Source organism: Mycobacterium sp. 852002-40037_SCH5390672, assembly GCF_001665875.1.
Classification (GTDB): Bacteria; Actinomycetota; Actinomycetes; order Mycobacteriales; family Mycobacteriaceae; genus Mycobacterium.
Window position 1 is genome coordinate 19,056 of record NZ_LZTA01000001.1, and the last position, 18,650, is coordinate 37,705.

11 protein-coding genes are annotated in these 18,650 nt (G+C 67.5%); 8 read left to right on the forward strand and 3 right to left on the reverse strand.

All coding sequences use genetic code 11. From position 1 onward, the window contains the following. The first annotated feature begins 1 nt into the window (after position 1). From A5782_RS00095 to A5782_RS00130, 8 genes are all read left to right on the forward strand, one after another. Positions 2-910, forward strand: coding sequence for a decaprenyl-phosphate phosphoribosyltransferase (locus A5782_RS00095; protein ID WP_067093461.1), 909 nt, complete (start codon positions 2-4; stop codon positions 908-910). Continuing rightward, positions 897-2,870, forward strand: coding sequence for a terminal beta-(1->2)-arabinofuranosyltransferase (gene aftB / locus A5782_RS00100; RefSeq protein ID WP_304440350.1), 1,974 nt, complete (start codon positions 897-899; stop codon positions 2,868-2,870). Before A5782_RS00095 ends, aftB begins: the two co-directional genes overlap by 14 nt. A 339-nt stretch (positions 2,871-3,209) precedes the next feature. After that, a complete protein-coding gene (gene ag85A / locus A5782_RS00105) occupies positions 3,210-4,253 on the forward strand; it encodes a diacylglycerol acyltransferase/mycolyltransferase Ag85A (protein WP_067093466.1) in 1,044 nt (347 codons plus the stop codon). A 161-nt stretch (positions 4,254-4,414) separates the two neighbouring features. After that, entirely contained in the window at positions 4,415-5,317 is a 903-nt protein-coding gene (locus A5782_RS00110; protein WP_067093814.1) for an esterase family protein, read from the forward strand. 219 nt (positions 5,318-5,536) lie between these two features. Next, on the forward strand, positions 5,537-6,547 hold the full coding sequence (locus tag A5782_RS00115; RefSeq protein ID WP_067093467.1) for a cutinase family protein: 1,011 nt from the start codon (positions 5,537-5,539) through the stop codon (positions 6,545-6,547). 324 nt (positions 6,548-6,871) lie between these two features. Continuing rightward, positions 6,872-8,770, forward strand: coding sequence for a long-chain-fatty-acid--AMP ligase FadD32 (fadD32, locus tag A5782_RS00120; protein WP_067093469.1), 1,899 nt, complete (start codon positions 6,872-6,874; stop codon positions 8,768-8,770). A gap of 13 nt (positions 8,771-8,783) precedes the next feature. Further along, positions 8,784-14,159 carry a polyketide synthase Pks13 gene (gene pks13 / locus A5782_RS00125; protein WP_067093471.1) on the forward strand — a complete coding sequence of 1,792 codons (5,376 nt, stop codon included), beginning with the start codon at positions 8,784-8,786 and terminating at the stop codon, positions 14,157-14,159. A gap of 11 nt (positions 14,160-14,170) precedes the next feature. Beyond that, the gene (locus A5782_RS00130) at positions 14,171-15,745 is read left to right on the forward strand and encodes an acyl-CoA carboxylase subunit beta (protein ID WP_156623744.1); all 1,575 of its coding nucleotides are present in this window, start codon (positions 14,171-14,173) and stop codon (positions 15,743-15,745) included. Here A5782_RS00130 and A5782_RS00135 read toward each other — a convergent pair. From A5782_RS00135 to A5782_RS00145, 3 genes are all read right to left on the reverse strand, one after another. Continuing rightward, positions 15,742-17,523, reverse strand: a complete 1,782-nt coding sequence (locus A5782_RS00135) for an acyl-CoA dehydrogenase family protein (RefSeq protein WP_067093474.1) — start codon at positions 17,521-17,523, stop codon at positions 15,742-15,744. The two genes, A5782_RS00130 and A5782_RS00135, sit on opposite strands and share 4 nt — an antisense overlap. A 40-nt stretch (positions 17,524-17,563) precedes the next feature. Next, positions 17,564-18,010 (reverse strand): FHA domain-containing protein, encoded by a 447-nt coding sequence (locus A5782_RS00140; RefSeq protein WP_067093817.1) that lies wholly within the window; start codon positions 18,008-18,010, stop codon positions 17,564-17,566. A 118-nt stretch (positions 18,011-18,128) separates the two neighbouring features. After that, positions 18,129-18,644: a hypothetical protein gene (locus tag A5782_RS00145; RefSeq protein ID WP_067093475.1), complete on the reverse strand. Its 516-nt coding sequence runs from the start codon at positions 18,642-18,644 to the stop codon at positions 18,129-18,131. Positions 18,645-18,650 lie beyond the last annotated feature (6 nt).

Genomic DNA, 18,650 nt, shown 5'->3' on the forward strand with positions numbered 1-18,650 from the left:
AATGAGTGAGGACGTCGTGACCCGACCGCCGGGCAACCTGGTCACCGGGGTGATCAAGGCGATCCGCCCCCGGCAATGGGTGAAGAACGTATTGGTGCTGGCCGCGCCGGTGGCCGGGCTGGGCAGTGGCATTCGGTACGACTACGCCCAGATGCTCACCCAGGTGGGGTTCGCGTTCGTGGTGTTCAGTCTGGGGGCGTCGTCGATCTATCTGATCAACGATGCGCGCGACGTCGAGGCCGACCGCGAACACCCCACCAAGAGGTTCCGCCCGATCGCGGCGGGTGTGGTGCCCGCGTGGCTGGCCTACGTTGTCGCGGTGCTGCTGGGCGTGGCCTCGCTGGGCATCGCGTGGACGGTGACGCCAAACCTGGCGTTGGTGATGGCCGTTTACCTCGGCATGCAGCTGGCGTACTGCTTCGGCCTCAAACACCAAGCGGTGCTTGACATCTGCATCGTGTCCTCGGCGTATCTGCTTCGCGCCATCGCCGGCGGTGTGGCCGCCAAAATCCCGCTGTCTCAATGGTTTTTGCTCTCGGCGGCGTTCGCGTCGCTGTTCATGGTGGCCGGCAAGCGCTATGCGGAATTGCAGTTGGCCGAGCGCACCGGCGCGGCGATCCGCAAGTCACTGGAGAGCTACACCAGCACATACCTGCGATTCGTATGGACGTTGTCGGCCACCGCGGTGGTGATGTGCTACGGGCTGTGGGCGTTCGAGCGCGGCCATCACTCGGGGTCTTGGTACGCGGTTTCCATGGTCCCGTTCACCATCGCGATCCTGCGCTACGCGGTCGACGTGGACGGCGGGCTGGCCGGTGAACCCGAAGACATCGCACTGCGGGACCGGGTGCTGCAGCTGCTGTTCCTGGCGTGGATCGCAACAGTCGGAGCCGCCGTTGCCTTCGGTTAGCCCCGAACTGCAGGCTCTCAAAGCGCGCATGATGCGGAGCCGGCCGGTGATCAGGCGGGCCGGCTGGCCCGTATTTCCGTACACCACCATGGTGCGGGTCAGCCTGTGGATCAGCGTGGCGGTGGTCGCCGTGCTGTTCGGCTGGGGGAGCTGGCAGCGGCGGTGGATCGCCGACGACGGCCTGATCGTGCTGCGCACCGTGCGCAATCTGCTCGCCGGCAATGGACCGGTGTTCAACCAGGGTGAGCGGGTGGAGGCCAATACGTCCACCGCCTGGACCTACCTGATGTACGCCGGTAGCTGGGTGGGCGGCCCGTTGCGCATGGAATACGTGGCGCTCGCGCTCGCGCTTGCGCTTTCGGTGGTGGGCGTGGCGCTGCTGATGCTGGGGGCCGCGCGGTTGTATGCGCCGAGCTTGCGGGGCCGCAGGGCCATCATGTTGCCCGCCGGTGCGCTCGTTTACATCGCGCTGCCACCGGCGCGGGACTTCGCCACGTCCGGGCTGGAGAGCGGTTTGGCGCTGGCCTATCTCGGATTGCTGTGGTGGATGATGGTCTGCTGGGCGCAGCCGGTGCGCAGCCGCGCGGACAAGAAGGTGTTCGCCGGCGCCCTGGCCTTCGTCGCCGGGTTCAGCGTGCTGGTCCGGCCGGAACTGGCGCTCATGGGCGGGCTGGCGCTGATCATGATGCTCGTCGCGGCCCGGACCTGGCGCCGCCGCATGCTGATTGTGGTGGCCGGGGGTTTCGTGCCGGTCGCCTACGAGATCTTCCGGATGGGCTACTACGGCCTGTTGGTGCCCGGCACCGCCCTGGCCAAGGATGCGGCCGGGGACAAGTGGTCCCAGGGCATGATCTACCTCTTCAACTTCGACGCGCCGTACGCGGTGTGGATACCCGTGGTGCTACTCGTACCGCTGGGCGCGCTGCTGTTCGCCGCCCGTCGTCGGCCGTCCTTCCTACGCCCCGCGCTGGCGCCCAACTACGGGCGACTGGCCCGCGCCGTGCACAGTCCGCCGGCGGTGGTGGCGTGGGTGCTGGTCAGCGGTCTGCTGCAGGCCCTCTACTGGATCCGGCAAGGCGGGGACTTCATGCACGCCCGGGTGCTGCTGGCGCCGCTGTTTTGTCTGCTGGCTCCGGTCGCCGTCATCCCGATCGCCATCCCCGACGGCCAGGACTATTCGCGGGAAACCGGTAACTGGGTCGCCGGTGCCGCCAGCGCATTGTGGCTGGCACTGGCCGGGTGGGCACTGTGGGCGGCGAATTCACCGGGGATGGGCGACGACGCCACCCACGTCACCTACTCCGGGATCGTCGACGAACGCCGCTTCTATAGCCAGGCCACCGGTCACGCGCATCCGCTGACCGCCGCGGACTACCTGGGTTATCCGCGGATGGCGGCCATCCTGACCGCCCTCAACAACACTCCCGAAGGCGCGTTACTGCTGCCGTCGGGTAACTACATCCAATGGGACCTGATACCGATGGCCCCGCCGCCGCCGGGCGACAAGGCCCCGCAAAAACCGCAGCATGCGGTGTTCTTCACCAACCTCGGCATGGTGGGGATGAATGTCGGGCTCGATGTGCGGGTGATCGATCAAATCGGTTTGGCGAATCCGCTTGCGCAACACACCGAACGGCTCAAGCACGGCCGCATCGGCCACGACAAGAACCTCTTCCCGGACTGGGTGATCGCCGACGGCCCGTGGGTGAAGGTGTACCCCGGGATTCCGGGCTATCTGGATATGCAGTGGGTCACAGAGGCCGTCTCGGCGCTGCAATGCCCCGAGACGAAGGCGGTGCTGAGCTCCGTGCGCGCGCCGATGACCCCACACCGATTCTTGTCCAACCTGGTGAATTCCTTCCAATTCACCGGGTACCGAATCGACCGGGTACCGCGCTACGAACTCGCCCGGTGTGGGCTACCGGTACCCGAAGAGGCCCCACCGCCGCCTCGCGAGTAAGCATCGCGCAGAAGAATTTTCGGCAGATCGCGAACAGATCGCCGTGCGCACGCCGCGAAAAAATGGCAGCAACATCACATTTGGCCTCTCACCAGGTGGCAATGACGATCAAGCACATGCAAAAACAGTGCCTTTTAGACACATGTTTGAATTGAAAACCGCTGGGTACGAGGGTCGCTCGACGGTTGGCGGCGCCGCCTCGATGCGGCTGAACGCCATGAGGTGTGGTTGACTACACGAGCACTGCCGCGCCTGCGCGCAGGCAGTTTCGACCCAATCAAGAAAGCGACCGATCGGTGAAATGCGCCGAAAGGCCGCAAGAAGGATGAGGAAGCAAGGATGACGCTTGTCGACAGATTGCGCGGCGCCGTAGCGGGTATGCCGCGCCGGCTCGTCGTGGCAGCCGCTGGTGCGGCGCTGCTCTCGGGCCTGATTGGCGCCGTTGGAGGCTCGGCGACCGCCGGGGCCTTCTCGCGCCCGGGTCTGCCGGTGGAGTACCTGCAGGTTCCGTCCGCCGGAATGGGCCGCGACATCAAGGTTCAGTTCCAAAGCGGTGGCGCCAACTCGCCCGCGTTGTACCTGCTCGACGGTATGCGTGCGCAAGACGACTTCAACGGCTGGGACATCAACACCCCGGCGTTCGAGTGGTACAACCAGTCCGGCATCTCGGTCGCCATGCCCGTCGGTGGCCAGTCCAGCTTCTACTCCGACTGGTACAAGCCCGCCTGCGGTAAGGCCGGCTGCACCACCTACAAGTGGGAAACCTTCCTGACCAGCGAGCTGCCGCAGTACCTGTCGGCGCAAAAGCAGGTCAAGCCGACCGGCAGCGCCGTCGTCGGCCTGTCGATGGCCGGTTCGTCGGCGCTGATCCTGGCCGCCTACCACCCCGACCAGTTCGTTTACGCCGGTTCGCTGTCGGCACTGCTTGACCCGTCGCAGGGCATGGGCCCGTCGCTGATCGGCCTGTCCATGGGTGACGCCGGTGGCTACAAGGCAGCCGACATGTGGGGGCCGAAGGAGGACCCGGCGTGGGCGCGCAACGACCCGTCGCTGCAGGTCGGCAAGCTGGTCGCCAACAACACCCGCATCTGGGTGTACTGCGGTAACGGCAAGCCGTCCGACCTCGGTGGCGACAACCTGCCCGCGAAGTTCCTCGAGGGCTTCGTGCGGACCAGCAACCTGAAGTTCCAGGACGCCTACAACGGGGCCGGTGGCCACAACGCGGTGTGGAACTTCGACGCCAACGGCACTCACGACTGGCCCTACTGGGGCGCGCAGTTGCAGGCGATGAAGCCTGACCTGCAGTCGGTGCTGGGCGCCACCCCGGGTGCGGGTCCGGCCACGGCCGCCACCACCAACGCCGGTAACGGCCAGGGCACCTAAACACGCCAAGCATTAAGACCAGCGGCGGGAACCCTTCGGGGTTTCCGCCGCTCGTCGTTTGCGGCATGTGTGATGTGTTTCACTACCCGGCGGGCGGGGGAACTGAGGCCCTGGCTAATGTGCATTCAGCGACGAGACGATGGAGGGTGGACATGACGGTCGTGCGGGGTGTGTCAGGGCTTCTGCGGTTGTTCTGCGTAGCCGTGCTGGCGGTCGGGGTGGCCTTGGCGCTGCAACCCGCTGGAACCGTGGGCAAAGCCCGGGCGGCGGGTTACGAAAGTCTGATGGTTCCGTCGGCGGCCATGGGCCGCGACATCCCGGTTGCCTTCCTCGCCGGTGGTCCGCACGCGGTGTACCTGCTGGACGCCTTCAACGCGGCCCCGGACGTGAGCAACTGGGTCACCGCCGGTAATGCCATGAACACGCTGGGCGGCAAGGGCGTTTCGGTGGTGGCGCCGGCCGGCGGCGCTTGGAGCATGTACACCAACTGGGAGCAGGACGGCAGCAAGCAGTGGGACACGTTCCTGTCCAGCGAGCTGCCCGATTGGCTGGCCGCCAACAAAGGCCTGGCGCCCGGTGGTCACGCCGCCGTCGGTGCCTCGCAGGGCGGCTACGGCGCGATGGCGCTGGCCGCCTTCCACCCCGACCGCTTCGGCTTCGCCGGATCGCTGTCCGGGTTCCTGTATCCATCGAGCACCAACTACAACGGCGCGATCCTGGCCGGCCTGCAGCAGTTCGGCGGCGTGGACGGTAACGGCATGTGGGGCGCCCCGCAGCTGGGCCGGTGGAAGTGGCACGACCCCTACGTGCACGCCTCGCTCCTGGCACAGAACAACACCCGGGTGTGGGTCTACAGCCCGACGAACATGGGCGGCGACGACGCCGCGATGATCGGCCAGGCCGGCGCGGCGATGGGCAGTTCGCGGGAGTTCTATCAGCAGTACCGCAGCAACGGCGGACACAACGGCCACTTCGACTTCCCGGGCGGCGGCGACAACGGCTGGGGCTCGTGGTCGGGGCAGCTCGGGGCGATGTCGGGCGACATCGTCGGCGCCATTCGCTAGCGGCGATCGCAAGCGCGGCGCAGCCGGGCGCAGCGGGTCGGCGCCATTCGCTAGCGGCGATCGCAAGCGCGGCGCAGCCGGGCGCAGCGGGTCGGCGCCATTCGGTAGCGGGTCGCTGCCCGACTTAGCCAGTCCGTCGAGCCGGTACCGTGTAGGGGGTGCAGCAGGGGTCGGGAGGACCGCGTAGCTGCGATCCACCGACTCTGCTGGCAGGAGAACATGGCTAAAAGCGCGCGGCGTAAACGTCAACGCACCCTCGCTTGGATCGCCGCCCTGTCGGTCGCCGCAGTCGTCCTGCTGGGCATCTTGGCGGCGGTGACCTTGCTGCGTGGCCACGAGTCGGAGCCCAGCGCGGTGCCGTCCGGGGTCCTGCCTCCGTCGTCGACGACGACGCACCCCCACAAGCCACGACCCGCGTCTCAGGACGCCTCGTGCCCCGACGTGTATCTGGTCAATGTTCCCGGCACGTGGGAGTCCGCCGTGCAGGACGACCCCGCCAACCCACTGCAATTCCCCAACGCATTGCTGCACAAGGCGACCGCGAGCCTCACCCAGCAGTTCCCGTCGTCGCGGGTGCAGGCGTACACCACCCCGTACACCGCGCAGTTCCACAATCCGTTGAGCGGTGACACGCAGATGTCCTACAACGCCAGCCGGGCCGAGGGCACCCGCGCGACGGTTCAAGCGATGACCGACATGAACTCCAAGTGTCCGCTGACCAGTTACGTGCTGATGGGCTTTTCGCAGGGCGCGGTGATCGCCGGTGACATCGCCAGCGATATCGGCAACGGCCGGGGACCCGTCGACGACGACCTGGTGCTGGGTGTGACGTTGATCGCTGACGGTCGTCGTCAGATGGGGGTCGGCAACGACATCGGGCCCAACCCGCCGGGGCAGGGTGCCGAGGTCACGCTGCACGAGGTGCCCATCCTGTCCGGGATGGGTCTGACCATGACAGGTCCGCGCCCGGGTGGTTTCGGCGACCTCAACGGCAAGACCAATGAGATCTGCGCCCCGGGCGACCTGATCTGTGCCGCTCCGGAGGAAGCCTTCAGCATCGCCAACTTGCCCGCCACGCTGAACACCCTGGCCGGCGGTGCGGGTCAGCCGGTCCATGCGCTGTACGCCACGACGCAGTGCTGGAGCATCGACGGGGCGCCGGCGACCGACTGGACGTTGAACTGGGCTCACGGTCTTATCGCAAATGCGCCACAACCAAAACACGGATGATTGGCGCGGTGGGACACATGCGTTAGGTGGCGGTTGCCGGTGTCGATCAGCGGTACCTTGTGATTTGGTCTGCCGTAGGCAGCCCCGTAACATTAAGAGGAATTTAAGAGCTATCGGACCTTTGTCGCGCATCCGGTCAGGTCGATGCTGGTTGCGGCCGGCACATCACCGGCGTTGCCCAGTAGGTGCCGTGCGAGGTCCGGCGTGCGCGTAGACATGTAACCGTCGGCATCAGCCGGCTGAAGAACGAAGCCGTCGGCGGAGCCGACCTAGGAACAAAGCGTCGGCCAGGCCGACCAAAAACAGGTGTGACAGGAGAGCGGCATGGTGTACCACAACCCGTTCATCGTGAATGGGAAGATCAAGTTCCCGGACAACACGAACTTGGTCAAGCACGTTGAGAAGTGGGCGAGAGTTCGTGGCGACCAGCTCGCCTACCGGTTCCTGGATTACTCGACCGAACGCGACGGCGTCGAGTGCGACATCTCCTGGTCGGAGTTCAGCGCCCGCAACCGCGCCGTGGGCGCCCGGCTGCAGCAAGTCACCCAGCCCGACGACCGCATCGCCGTGCTCTGCCCGCAGAACCTGGACTACCTCGTCGCACTCTTCGGCGTGCTGTACGCCGGCCGGATCGCGGTGCCGCTGTTCGACCCGAGCGAGCCGGGCCACGTCGGTCGCCTGCACGCCGTGCTCGACGACTGCACCCCGTCGACGATCCTGACCACCACCGAGGCCGCCGAGGGCGTCCGCAAGTTCATCCGCGCCCGTTCGGCCAAGGAGCGTCCCCGCGTCATCGCCGTCGACGCGGTACCCAACGAGGTCGCATCCACCTGGGAGCCGCCGGAGGCCGACGAGAACACCATCGCCTACCTGCAGTACACGTCCGGTTCCACCCGCACCCCGACGGGGGTGGAGATCACCCACCTGAACCTGCCCACCAACGTGCTGCAGGTGCTCAACGGCCTGGAGGGCAAAGAGGCCGACCGCGGCCTGTCCTGGCTGCCGTTCTTCCACGACATGGGGCTGATCACCGCGCTGTTGTCACCGGTGGTCGGTCACAAGTTCACCTTCATGACGCCGGCCGCCTTCGTGCGCCGGCCCGGCCGGTGGATCCGCGAGATGGCGCGCAAGCCCGAGGACGCCCCGGATTGCGAAGTCATCACGGTGGCGCCGAACTTCGCGTTCGAGCATGCGGCGGTCCGCGGGGTGCCCAAGGAGGGTGAGCCGCCGCTGGACCTGAGCAACGTCAAGGCGATCCTGAACGGCAGTGAGCCGGTGTCCCCGGCGTCGATGCGCAAGTTCTACGACGCGTTTTCGCCCTACGGCCTGCGGGAGACCGCGATCAAGCCGTCCTACGGTCTGGCCGAGGCGACGCTGTTCGTCTCCACCACGCCGATGGACGAGGCGCCCACGGTCATCCACGTGGACCGTGACGAGCTGAACAAGCAGCGCTTCGTCGAGGTGCCCGCCGATTCGCCGAAGGCCGTTCCGCAGGTTTCCGCGGGTGTCATCGGTGTCGACGAGTGGGCCGTCATCGTCGATCCGGAGACCGCCAGCGAGCTGCCGGACGGTCAGATCGGCGAGATCTGGCTGCACGGGAACAACCTGGGCATCGGCTACTGGGGCAAGGAAGAAGAGACCAACGACGTCTTCCGCAACATCCTCAAGTCGCGGATCAGCCAGTCGCACGCCGAGGGCGCGCCTGACGACGGCATGTGGGTCAAGACCGGCGACTACGGCACCTACCACAAGGGCCACCTCTATATCGCCGGCCGCATCAAGGACCTCGTCATCATCGACGGCCGCAACCACTACCCGCAGGATCTCGAGTACTCGGCGCAGGAAGCCAGCAAGGCGCTGCGCACCGGCTACGTGGCCGCGTTCTCGGTGCCGGCCAACCAACTGCCGCAGGAAGTGTTCGACAACCCGCACGCCGGCATCAAGTACGACCCCGACGACGGCTCCGAGCAGCTGGTGATCGTCGCCGAGCGCGCGGCCGGTTCGCACAAGCTGGACTACCAGCCGATCGCCGACGACATCCGGGCCGCGATCGCCGTGCGTCACGGCGTGACCATCCGTGACTTGCTGCTGGTGCAGTCGGGGACGATCCCGCGCACCTCCAGCGGCAAGATCGGGCACCGCGCCTGCCGCGCCGCCTACCTCGACGGCAGTCTGCGAAGCGGTGTCGGTTCGCCGACGGCCTTCGCCAGCTCCACCGACTGAATCTCTTAGGACCATGGCTGACACTGAGCACCCCGAAAACGACACCCCGAGCCCTGGCGGGGAGGTGCCCGCCACACCGCCCGTCAAGGGCGCCGAGCTGACCGTCCCCGAGATGCGCCAGTGGCTGCGCAACTGGGTGGGCCGGGCGGTCGGGAAATCACCCGACGACATCGACGAGTCGGTGCCGATGGTCGAGCTGGGCCTGGCGTCGCGCGATGCCGTGGCGATGGCCGCCGACATCGAGGACATGACCGGTGTGACCCTGTCGGTCGCGGTGGCTTTCCAGCACCCGACCATCGAATCGCTGGCCACCCGCATCGTCGAGGGCGAGCCCGAAATAGACACAGCGGCCGATGACGCTTTCGACTGGACCCGCACCGGCCCGGCCGAGCGCGTCGACATCGCGATCGTGGGCCTGGCGACCAGGCTTCCCGGTGACATGAACTCCCCGGATGAGACCTGGGTGGCGCTCATGGAAGGCCGCGACGCCATCACCGATCTGCCCGAAGGCCGGTGGTCGGAATTCCTCGAGGAGCCGCGGATCGCCGCACGGGTCGCGACAGCCCGCACCCGCGGCGGTTACCTCAAGGACGTCAAGGGCTTCGACTCGGAGTTCTTCGCGGTCGCCAAGACCGAGGCCGACAACATCGACCCACAGCAGCGGATGGCGCTGGAGCTCACCTGGGAGGCGCTCGAGCACGCCCGGATCCCGGCGTCGAGCCTGCGCGGCGAGGCCGTCGGCGTGTACGTCGGCTTCTCCAACAACGACTACCAATTCCTGGCGGTGTCCGACCCGACGGTGGCGCACCCCTACGCGATCACCGGAACGGCCAGCTCGATCATCGCCAACCGGGTGTCCTACTTCTACGACTTCCGCGGTCCCTCGGTGGCGCTGGACACCGCCTGCTCGAGCTCGCTGGTGGCGACGCATCAGGCGGTGCAGGCGCTGCGCAACGGTGAGTGCGACGTGGCGGTCGCCGGTGGTGTCAACGCGCTGCTCACACCGTTGGTGACGCTCGGTTTCGACGAGATCGGCGCGGTGCTGTCCCCCGATGGCCGGATCAAGTCGTTCTCGTCGGACGCCGACGGCTACACCCGCTCCGAGGGCGGCGGCATGTTCGTGCTCAAGCGGGTCGACGACGCCCGCCGCGACGGCGACCAGATCCTGGCCGTCATCGCCGGCAGCGCGGTCAACCACGACGGTCGCTCCAACGGACTGATCGCCCCCAACCAGGACGCCCAGGCCGAAGTGCTGCGCCGGGCCTACAAGGACGCCGGCATCGATCCGCGCACCGTCGACTACATCGAGGCGCACGGCACCGGCACCGTCCTGGGTGACCCGATCGAGGCCGAGGCGCTGGGCCGCATCGTCGGACGGGGCCGTCCGGCCGACCGTCCGGCGTTGCTGGGCGCGGTGAAAACCAATGTGGGACACCTGGAGTCGGCGGCCGGTGCGGCCAGCCTCGCCAAGGTGGTGCTGGCGCTACAGCATGACAAGCTGCCGCCGTCGATCAACTTCGCCGGCCCGAGCCCCTACATCGACTTCGACGGCATGCGGTTGAAAGTCGTTGACAGCGCCAGTGATTGGCCGCGCTACGGCGGCTACGCGCTGGCCGGGGTGTCCAGCTTCGGCTTCGGTGGGGCCAACGCGCACCTGGTGGTGCGCGAAGTGCTGCCCCGCGATGTGATCGAGCGCGAACCCGAACCGCAGCCCGTCGCCGCTGCGCCGGCCGCCGAAGCGGCCGAGGCGCCCACGCTCGAAAGCCATTCGCTGCGGTTCGACGACTTCGGCAACATCATCCCCGACGCCTCCGAGGTCGAGGAGGAATCCTACGAGCTCCCGGGCGTCACCGACGAGGCATTGCGCCTCAAAGCGATCGCGCTGGAAGAGCTTGCCGCCCAAGAGGAATCAGAGCCGACCAAGCCGCTGATCCCGCTCGCGGTGTCGGCGTTCCTGACGTCGCGCAAGAAGGCCGCGGCCGCCGAGCTCGCGGACTGGATGGAAAGCCCCGAAGGGCAGGCGTCGTCGCTGGAATCGATCGGCCGGGCGCTGTCGCGTCGCAACCACGGCCGCTCGCGCGCGGTGGTGCTGGCCCACGACCACGAAGAGGCCGTCAAGGGCCTGCGGGCGATCGCCGACGGCAAGCAGCGACCCAACGTGTTCAGCACCGACGGGCCGGTCACCAGCGGCCCGGTGTGGGCGATGGCCGGTTTCGGTGCGCAGCACCGCAAGATGGGCAAGAGCCTGTACCTGCGCAACGAGGTCTTCGCCGAGTGGATCGAGAAGGTCGACGCGCTGATCCAGGACGAGCGGGGTTACTCCGTGCTCGAGCTGATCCTGGACGACTCGCAGGACTACGGCATCGAAACCAGCAACGTCGTCATCTTCGCGATCCAGATCGCCCTCGGCGAGTTGCTCAAGCACCACGGCGCCAAACCCGCTGCGGTGGTGGGCCAGTCGCTTGGTGAGCCCGCGTCGGCATATTTCGCCGGGGGGCTGTCCCTCGCGGACGCGGCCCGCGTGATCTGCTCGCGCTCGCACCTGATGGGCGAGGGCGAAGCGATGCTGTTCGGCGAGTACATCCGGCTGATGGCGCTCGTCGAGTACTCGGCCGACGAGCTGAAGACCGTGTTCGGTGACTTCCCCGGCCTGGAGGTGTGCGTCTACGCCGCACCCAGTCAGACCGTGATCGGCGGTCCACCGGAGCAGATCGACGCGATCGTCGCCCGATGCGAAGCCGAGGGCCGCTTCGCCCGCAAGCTGCAGACCAAGGGCGCCGGTCACACGTCGCAGATGGATCCGCTGCTCGGGGAGTTCTCCGCGGAGCTGCAGGGCATCGCGCCGATGAGCCCGACCGTCGGAATCTTCTCGACGGTGCACGAGGGGACCTACATCAAGCCCGGCGGCGCGCCGATCCACGATGTCGCCTACTGGGTCAAGGGAATGCGGCATTCGGTCTACTTCACCCACGGCGTCCGTAACGCCGTCGACAGCGGCTACACCACGTTCCTAGAGCTCGCGCCCAACCCGGTGGCGCTGATGCAGATCGGCTTGACCACCGCCGCCGCGGGTCTTCATGACGCCCAACTGATTCCGACGCTGGCCCGCAAGCAGGACGACGTCGAGTCGATGATCTCGGCCATGGCCCAGCTCTACGTCCACGGTCACGACCTGGACATCCGCACCCTGTTCACCCGTGCGCAGCGGCCCGAGGATTACGCGAACATCCCGCTGACCCGGTTCAAGCGCAAAGAGCACTGGCTGGACGTGCACTTCTCCGGCGACGGCTCGGTGATCATGCCGGGCACCCATGTCGCGTTGCCGGACGGCCGACACGTCTGGGAGTACGCGCCGCGCAACGGCGAGACGGATCTGGCCGCGTTGGTGAAATCTGCTGCGACACAAGTGCTTTCGGATGCACAGTTGGTGGCGTCCGAGCAGCGCGCGGTGCCCGGCGCGGGCGCCCGGCTGGTGACGACGATGACCCGGCACCCGGGTGGCGCCTCGGTTCAGGTGCACGCCCGCATCGACGAGTCCTTCACCCTGGTCTACGACGCGCTGGTGTCCCGGGCCGGTCAGAGTGTGGCCGCGTTGCCGACCGCGGTGGGCGCCGGTGCCGCGATCGCCGCCCCGACCACGACCGCCGCGGTTGAGGCACCCGCGGCGCCCGCCGAGGAGGCCGACGCAGAGACGCTGTCGGACAGCCTGACCAACCGCTACCTGCCGTCCAGCGTGGGCAGGTGGACGCCGGACTCCGGCGAGACCGTCGCCGATCGGCTGGGCCTGATCGTCTCGGCGGCCATGGGCTACGAGCCCGAGGACCTGCCGTGGGAGGTGCCGCTGATCGAGCTCGGCCTGGACTCGCTGATGGCGGTGCGGATCAAGAACCGCGTCGAATACGACTTCGACCTGCCGCCGATCCAGCTCACGGCCGTGCGCGACGCCAATCTTTACGCCATCGAGAAGCTGATCGAGTACGCGATCGAGCACCGCGACGAGGTCGAGCAGCTGCACGAGCACCAGAAGACGCTGACGCCCGAGGAGATCGCCAGGGAACAGGCCCAGCTGCTCAGCGGGGCAACGCCGACATCGGCCGCTGCCCCGGATCCGGACCCGCAGGCGGAACCCGAGACCCAGCCGGCACCGTCGCCGGACACGACGATCCCGGCGCCGCCGACGGACCCTGCCGGCCCGAAGGGCGCGGCGAGCAACGGTGGCCAGCCGAACCTGGCCCCGGATCTCAAGGGGGCCGCCCAGGCGCTCACCTCCGAAGCGGTGGCCAAGGCGCTCAACTCCGACGTGCCCCCGCGCGACGCCGCCGAGCGGGTCACCTTCGCCACCTGGGCGATCGTCACCGGCAAGTCACCGGGCGGCATCTTCAACCCGCTGCCCAAGCTCGACGAGGACACCGCGGCCAAGATGGCGCAACGACTCTCGGAGCGCGCCGAGGGCGCCGTCACCGCCGAGGACGTCCTGACGTCGGAGACCATCGAGGCGCTGGCCGAAAAGGTTCGTCAATACCTGGAGGCCGGTCAGATCGACGGCTTCGTCCGCACTTTGCGGGCGCGGCCCGAGGGCAGCTCCAAACCCCCGGTGTTCGTGTTCCACCCGGCCGGCGGTTCGACCGTGGTCTACGAGCCGCTGCTGAACCGGTTGCCGGCGGATACGCCTATGTACGGGTTCGAACGCGTGGAGGGCACCGTTCAGGAACGGGCCGCCCAGTATGTGCCGAAGCTGCTGGAGATGAACGAGGGCAAGCCGTTCATCCTGGCCGGGTGGTCGCTCGGCGGCGCGCTGGCGTACGCGTGCGCGATCGGGCTGAAGCGCGCCGGGGCCGACGTGCGATTCGTCGGGATGATCGACACCGTGCGCCCCGGCGAGGAGATCCCACAGACGCAGGAGGAGACCCGCAAGCGCTGGGACCGGTACGCGAAGTTCGCCGAGCGCACCTTCAACGTCGAGATTCCCGAGATCCCCTACGAGCAGCTCGAGGAGCTCGACGACGAGGGGCAGGTCAAGTTCGTGTTGGACATCGTCCAGCAGAGCGGCGTCCAGATTCCGGGTGGCATCGTCGAGCACCAGCGGACGTCCTACCTGGACAACCGGGCGCTCGAAACCGTCCAGATCGAGCCTTACGACGGACACGTGACCCTCTACATGGCCGATCGCTACCACGACGACGTCATCGAGTTCGAGCCCCGGTATGCAATCCGCAAGCCCGACGGCGGCTGGGGCGAATACGTGGCCGACCTCGAGGTGGTGCCGATCGGTGGTGAGCACATCCAGGCCATCGACGAACCGATCATCGGCAAGGTCGGCGCTCACCTGGCGGACGTGCTGAATAAGGTGGAGACGGAAACCAGTCAGACGAGTGAGGTGGGCAAGTAGTGACGGAGACCGTGCCAGCTTCGGGGACAGCTCCCATCCAGCACACCACCGCCGAGAAGCTGGCCGAGCTCTACCGTCGCCTGGAATTGGCCAAAGAGCCCGGCGGCGAGAAGGCCGTCGCCAAGCGCGACAAGAAGGGCCTCCCCAGCGCCCGCGCCCGGGTGCACGCGCTCGTCGATCCCGGCACCTTCCTGGAGACCGGGGCGCTGGCCAAGACGCCGAACGACCCGAACGCTCTCTACGGCGACGGCTGCGTCACCGGACACGCCATGATCGACGGCCGGCCGGTCGGGGTGTTCTCCCACGACCAGACGGTGTTCCAGGGCACCGTCGGTGAGATGTTCGGCCGCAAGGTCGCACGCTTGATGGAGTGGTGCGCGATGGTGGGGTGCCCGATCATCGGCATCCAGGACTCGGGTGGCGCCCGGATTCAGGACGCGGTCACCTCGCTGGCGTGGTACGCCGAGCTGGGGCGCCGTCACGAGGCGCTATCCGGGCTGGTACCGCAGATCTCCCTCATCTTCGGCAAATGCGCTGGGGGAGCGGTGTATTCGCCGATCCAGGACGACCTGCTGGTCTCGGTGCGTGACCAGGGGTACTTCTTCGTCACCGGGCCCGACGTGATCCAGGAAGTCACCGGCGAGGAAGTCACCCTCGACGAGCTCGGCGGCTCCGACGCGCAGGCCCGCTACGGCAACATCCACCAGGTGGTGGACTCCGAGGCCGAGGCGTTCCAGTACGTGCGCGAGTTCCTGTCGTTCCTGCCGTCGAGCGCCGTCAGCGAGCCGCCGATCGTCAACCCCGGCCTCGAGCCGGAGACCACCCCGACCGATCTGGAGCTCGACTCGATCGTGCCGGACTCGGACAACATGGCCTACGACATGCACGAGATCCTGCTGCGGATCTTCGACGACGGCGACTTCCTCGACGTCGCCGCGCAGCACGGACCGGCCATCATCACCGGGTTCGCCCGGGTCGACGGGCGCCCGGTGGGCGTGATCGCCAACCAGCCCATGCACCTGTCCGGGTCGATCGACAACGAGGCCTCCGACAAGGCGGCGCGATTCATCCGGTTCTGCGACGCGTTCAACATCCCGCTGGTTTTCGTGGTGGACACGCCGGGCTTCCTGCCGGGCGCCGAGCAGGAGAAGAACGGCATCATCAAGCGCGGCGGTCGGTTCCTGTACTCGGTGGTCGAGGCGGACGTGCCGAAGGTGACCATCACCGTGCGCAAGTCGTACGGCGGCGCCTACGCCGTGATGGGGTCCAGGCAGCTCACCGCCGATTTCAACTTCGCCTGGCCGACCGCGCGCATCGCGGTGATCGGCGCCGAGGGGGCCGCGCAGCTGCTGATGAAGCGCTTCCCCGACCCGACCACCCCCGAGGCGCAGCAGATCAAGAAGGACTTCATCGAGGGCTACAACCTGAACATGGCGATCCCGTGGACCGCCGCGGAACGCGGATTCATCGATGCGGTCATCGATCCGCACCAAACCAGGCTGCTGCTGCGCAAGTCGATGAAGCTGTTGCGGGACAAGCAGCTGTGGTTCCGCACGGCACGCAAGCACGGGCTCATCCCGATCTAGTCCTGGAGCCGCAGCGCGCCGTCGAGCAGCTCGTCGAAGCGCTCCAGCGCCTCGTCGGAGTCGGCGTCGATCCCGCGCAGCGGCCCGCGATCGGTCAGATAGCGCTGCGTGTACAGCCGCGCCACCAGTGCCTTGCGCTCCCCGCCGCGGGTGGCCCGCTCCCAGGCGGCCTGCTCGATGAGTAACGCACCGGCATAGACGTCACCCATGAATTGGGCAAGTCCGAACAGCCGCGCCTCGGCCGTCTCCCTATCGAGTTTGGTCCACGCGGTGATCGCCGCGGCGAGATCCTCGATCCGGCCGGCGACCAGCCGGGTGGCGTCGTCGTTGTCGGCGACCGACACCGCGTCACGCAGCCGCGCCAGTAGCGACTCGTGCGCGCGGGTCTGCTCGATCCCGCGTCGCACATCCAGACACAGAATGTTGTCCGGTCCCTCCCAGATGGTGTTCACTTGCGCATCGCGCAGCAGGCGGGCCACCGGCCAGGTCTCGATATAGCCGTTGCCGCCGTGGATTTCGATCGCATCCGAGGCCGCGGTGATCCCCAGCCGGCAGACCCTGAGCTTGGTGACCGGCACGGCGATGCGTTGCCGCATGCTGCGCGGCTGACGATGGTTGGTGGCGCCGGTGCCGTCGAACACCAACGCCTGCGCGGCCTCGACGTCGACGATCATCTCGGCGAGTTTGCGCCGCATCAGCGGCTTGTCGATGAGCGCGCCGCCGAACGCCCGGCGTTGCCGGGCATAACACAGCGATTCGACCAGGGCGCGTCGGGCATTACCGAGCCCGAACAGGGCGATGCCGAGGCGCGCGGCGTTGGTCAGTTCCATCATGCGTCCCAGCCCCTTGCCGTCCGAGGGGCCCGCGGCGGCGTCGGTGGGCTCGCCGGACAACAAAAACGCTTCGGCATCAACGAATTCGACCTCACCCGAGGCCACCGATCGGGTGCCCAGCTTGTCCTTCAGCCGCCGGACCCGCACCCCGTTGCGGGAGCCGTCGCGGCGGGTGCGCAGCACCAAGAAGTTGGCGACGCCCCGCGAAGAGTCCGGTGCGCCTTCGGGTTTCGCCAAGACGACAAACGCCTCCCCGGCGCAGTTGGACGCAAACCACTTGAAGCCGTTCAACATCCATGCGTCACCATGGCGGGTCGCCGTGGTCTCCAGCGCTCCCAAATCGGAGCCACCGGTGCGTTCGGTCAGCAGCTGCGCCGTCTCGCCGGCCCACTCGCCGGAGGCGAACTTGGCGAGCACGTGCTCGGCCACGTCGGGCGGCGCGTAGGCGGCCACCAGCGATTCGACCATGCCGCCGCCGGTGCCCAACGCGCACCCCATTCCGATATCGGCTTGGTTGAGCAGATAATTCGACGCGAACATGGTGAGCGACGAGCTCATCTTCGCCTCGCGCGCTTCGGTTCGCAGCGCCTGCTGGGCGTCCAGGACTGCCCGCTTGGACTGCGTGAAGGAGGCCGGCATGACCACCTCGCTGATGTCGTGACCCCACCGGTCGTAGCGCTGCAGCTGCGGTGGGTGGCGATCCGTCTCTTCGGCCCACTGCGCCACCGGACCGCCCATCAGTTCACCGATGCGCGTCAAATGGCGTTCGGCCAGCTTCAGTTCCTCGGGCGTGAGGTAATAGGCCATGGTGAACTGCAGCGTGGGATCGGTGAGGTACCAATTGAGCCCCACGGCTCCCCGGTAGTTCTCCGTCGCGTAGCGCTGCGATTTCTCGTCGGTGGAAAACGGCAACCGGTCCACCGCCTCTACGGCGTAGTCGCTCATGGGTCAGACGCTACGCGCCGGGCGATCCCGCCCTTCGCTGTCAGGCCGGCGGGGAGGTGAGGAAAACCAGCCGGAAATTGCCGACCTGGAGCACGTCGCCGTTGGCCAGCACCGCCGAGTCGACGGCGGCACGGTTGAGATAGGTGCCATTCAGGCTGCCGAGATCGACGACGCGGTATTCGCCGTTCTCGGAGTGGAATTCGGCGTGCCTGCGGCTGACCGTGATGTCGTCGAGGAAGATGTCGCTGGCGGGGTGCCGCCCGGCTTTCATGACCGGCTGGTTCAACAAGAACTTCGCCCCGACGTTGGGACCCCGCTTCACCACGAGCATGGCCGAACCGCGGGCCAGGGTCGCCGCCGCTTCGGAGACAGCCGATGACATGTCGATTTCGTCGCGGGCATCGGCACGCAGCAACGAACCGATGTCGGCAGTGGCTTCATCCGCCGCGGTTCGCCGCTGGCTTGCGTCCCCCTCCGACGTCGACACCACTCCCCTTCGCCAGGCTTTCTTGCACTCCCCGTCGCACCATGCGACTCGAACCTCAACATAGGGCCGGAAGTCCCCGCCTGCCTAGCCGGCAGTCCCGTCGACGCACAGGCGGTGGCTACGACCCCACCGGCACGACGAACTCAGACGTATAGAACTCCGCCGGGTTCTGTGAGTTTGCATTCGGCCGCTCGATAATCAGCCAAACCCCGGTCGTGCCCGGCCGAATGGTGTCGGCAACGGTCGCCGTTGCGTTTCCTGCGCCGTCGGTAACCATCCCGGTAAAGGCGGTTCCCGGGTCCCCGGGCCCACAGGTCGACGACGACGGGCGGGGTTCTTGGATAAGACCGACGTCGAAATGCATGCCCGGTTCGGGGCCGTCGACCAGGTGTACGTCGGCAACGGCCCTGGACCCGTTCGCACGCACGACGGCCGAACCGGTGCCCAGCATGGGGCCGGGCACCTTGGGGGCGATGGCGATCTTGCTGAAATCGCAGCGCCGCAGGTAGTTGTCGAAAACGACGGTCGTGCCGCCGCCCTCGGCGGCCGCGGTACCGACGGCCGAACTCCCGGCCGAGATGATCACCACGGTGACCGCGACCGCACAGGTTTTCAGGCGTGTCCGCGTGCGCATCCGGCC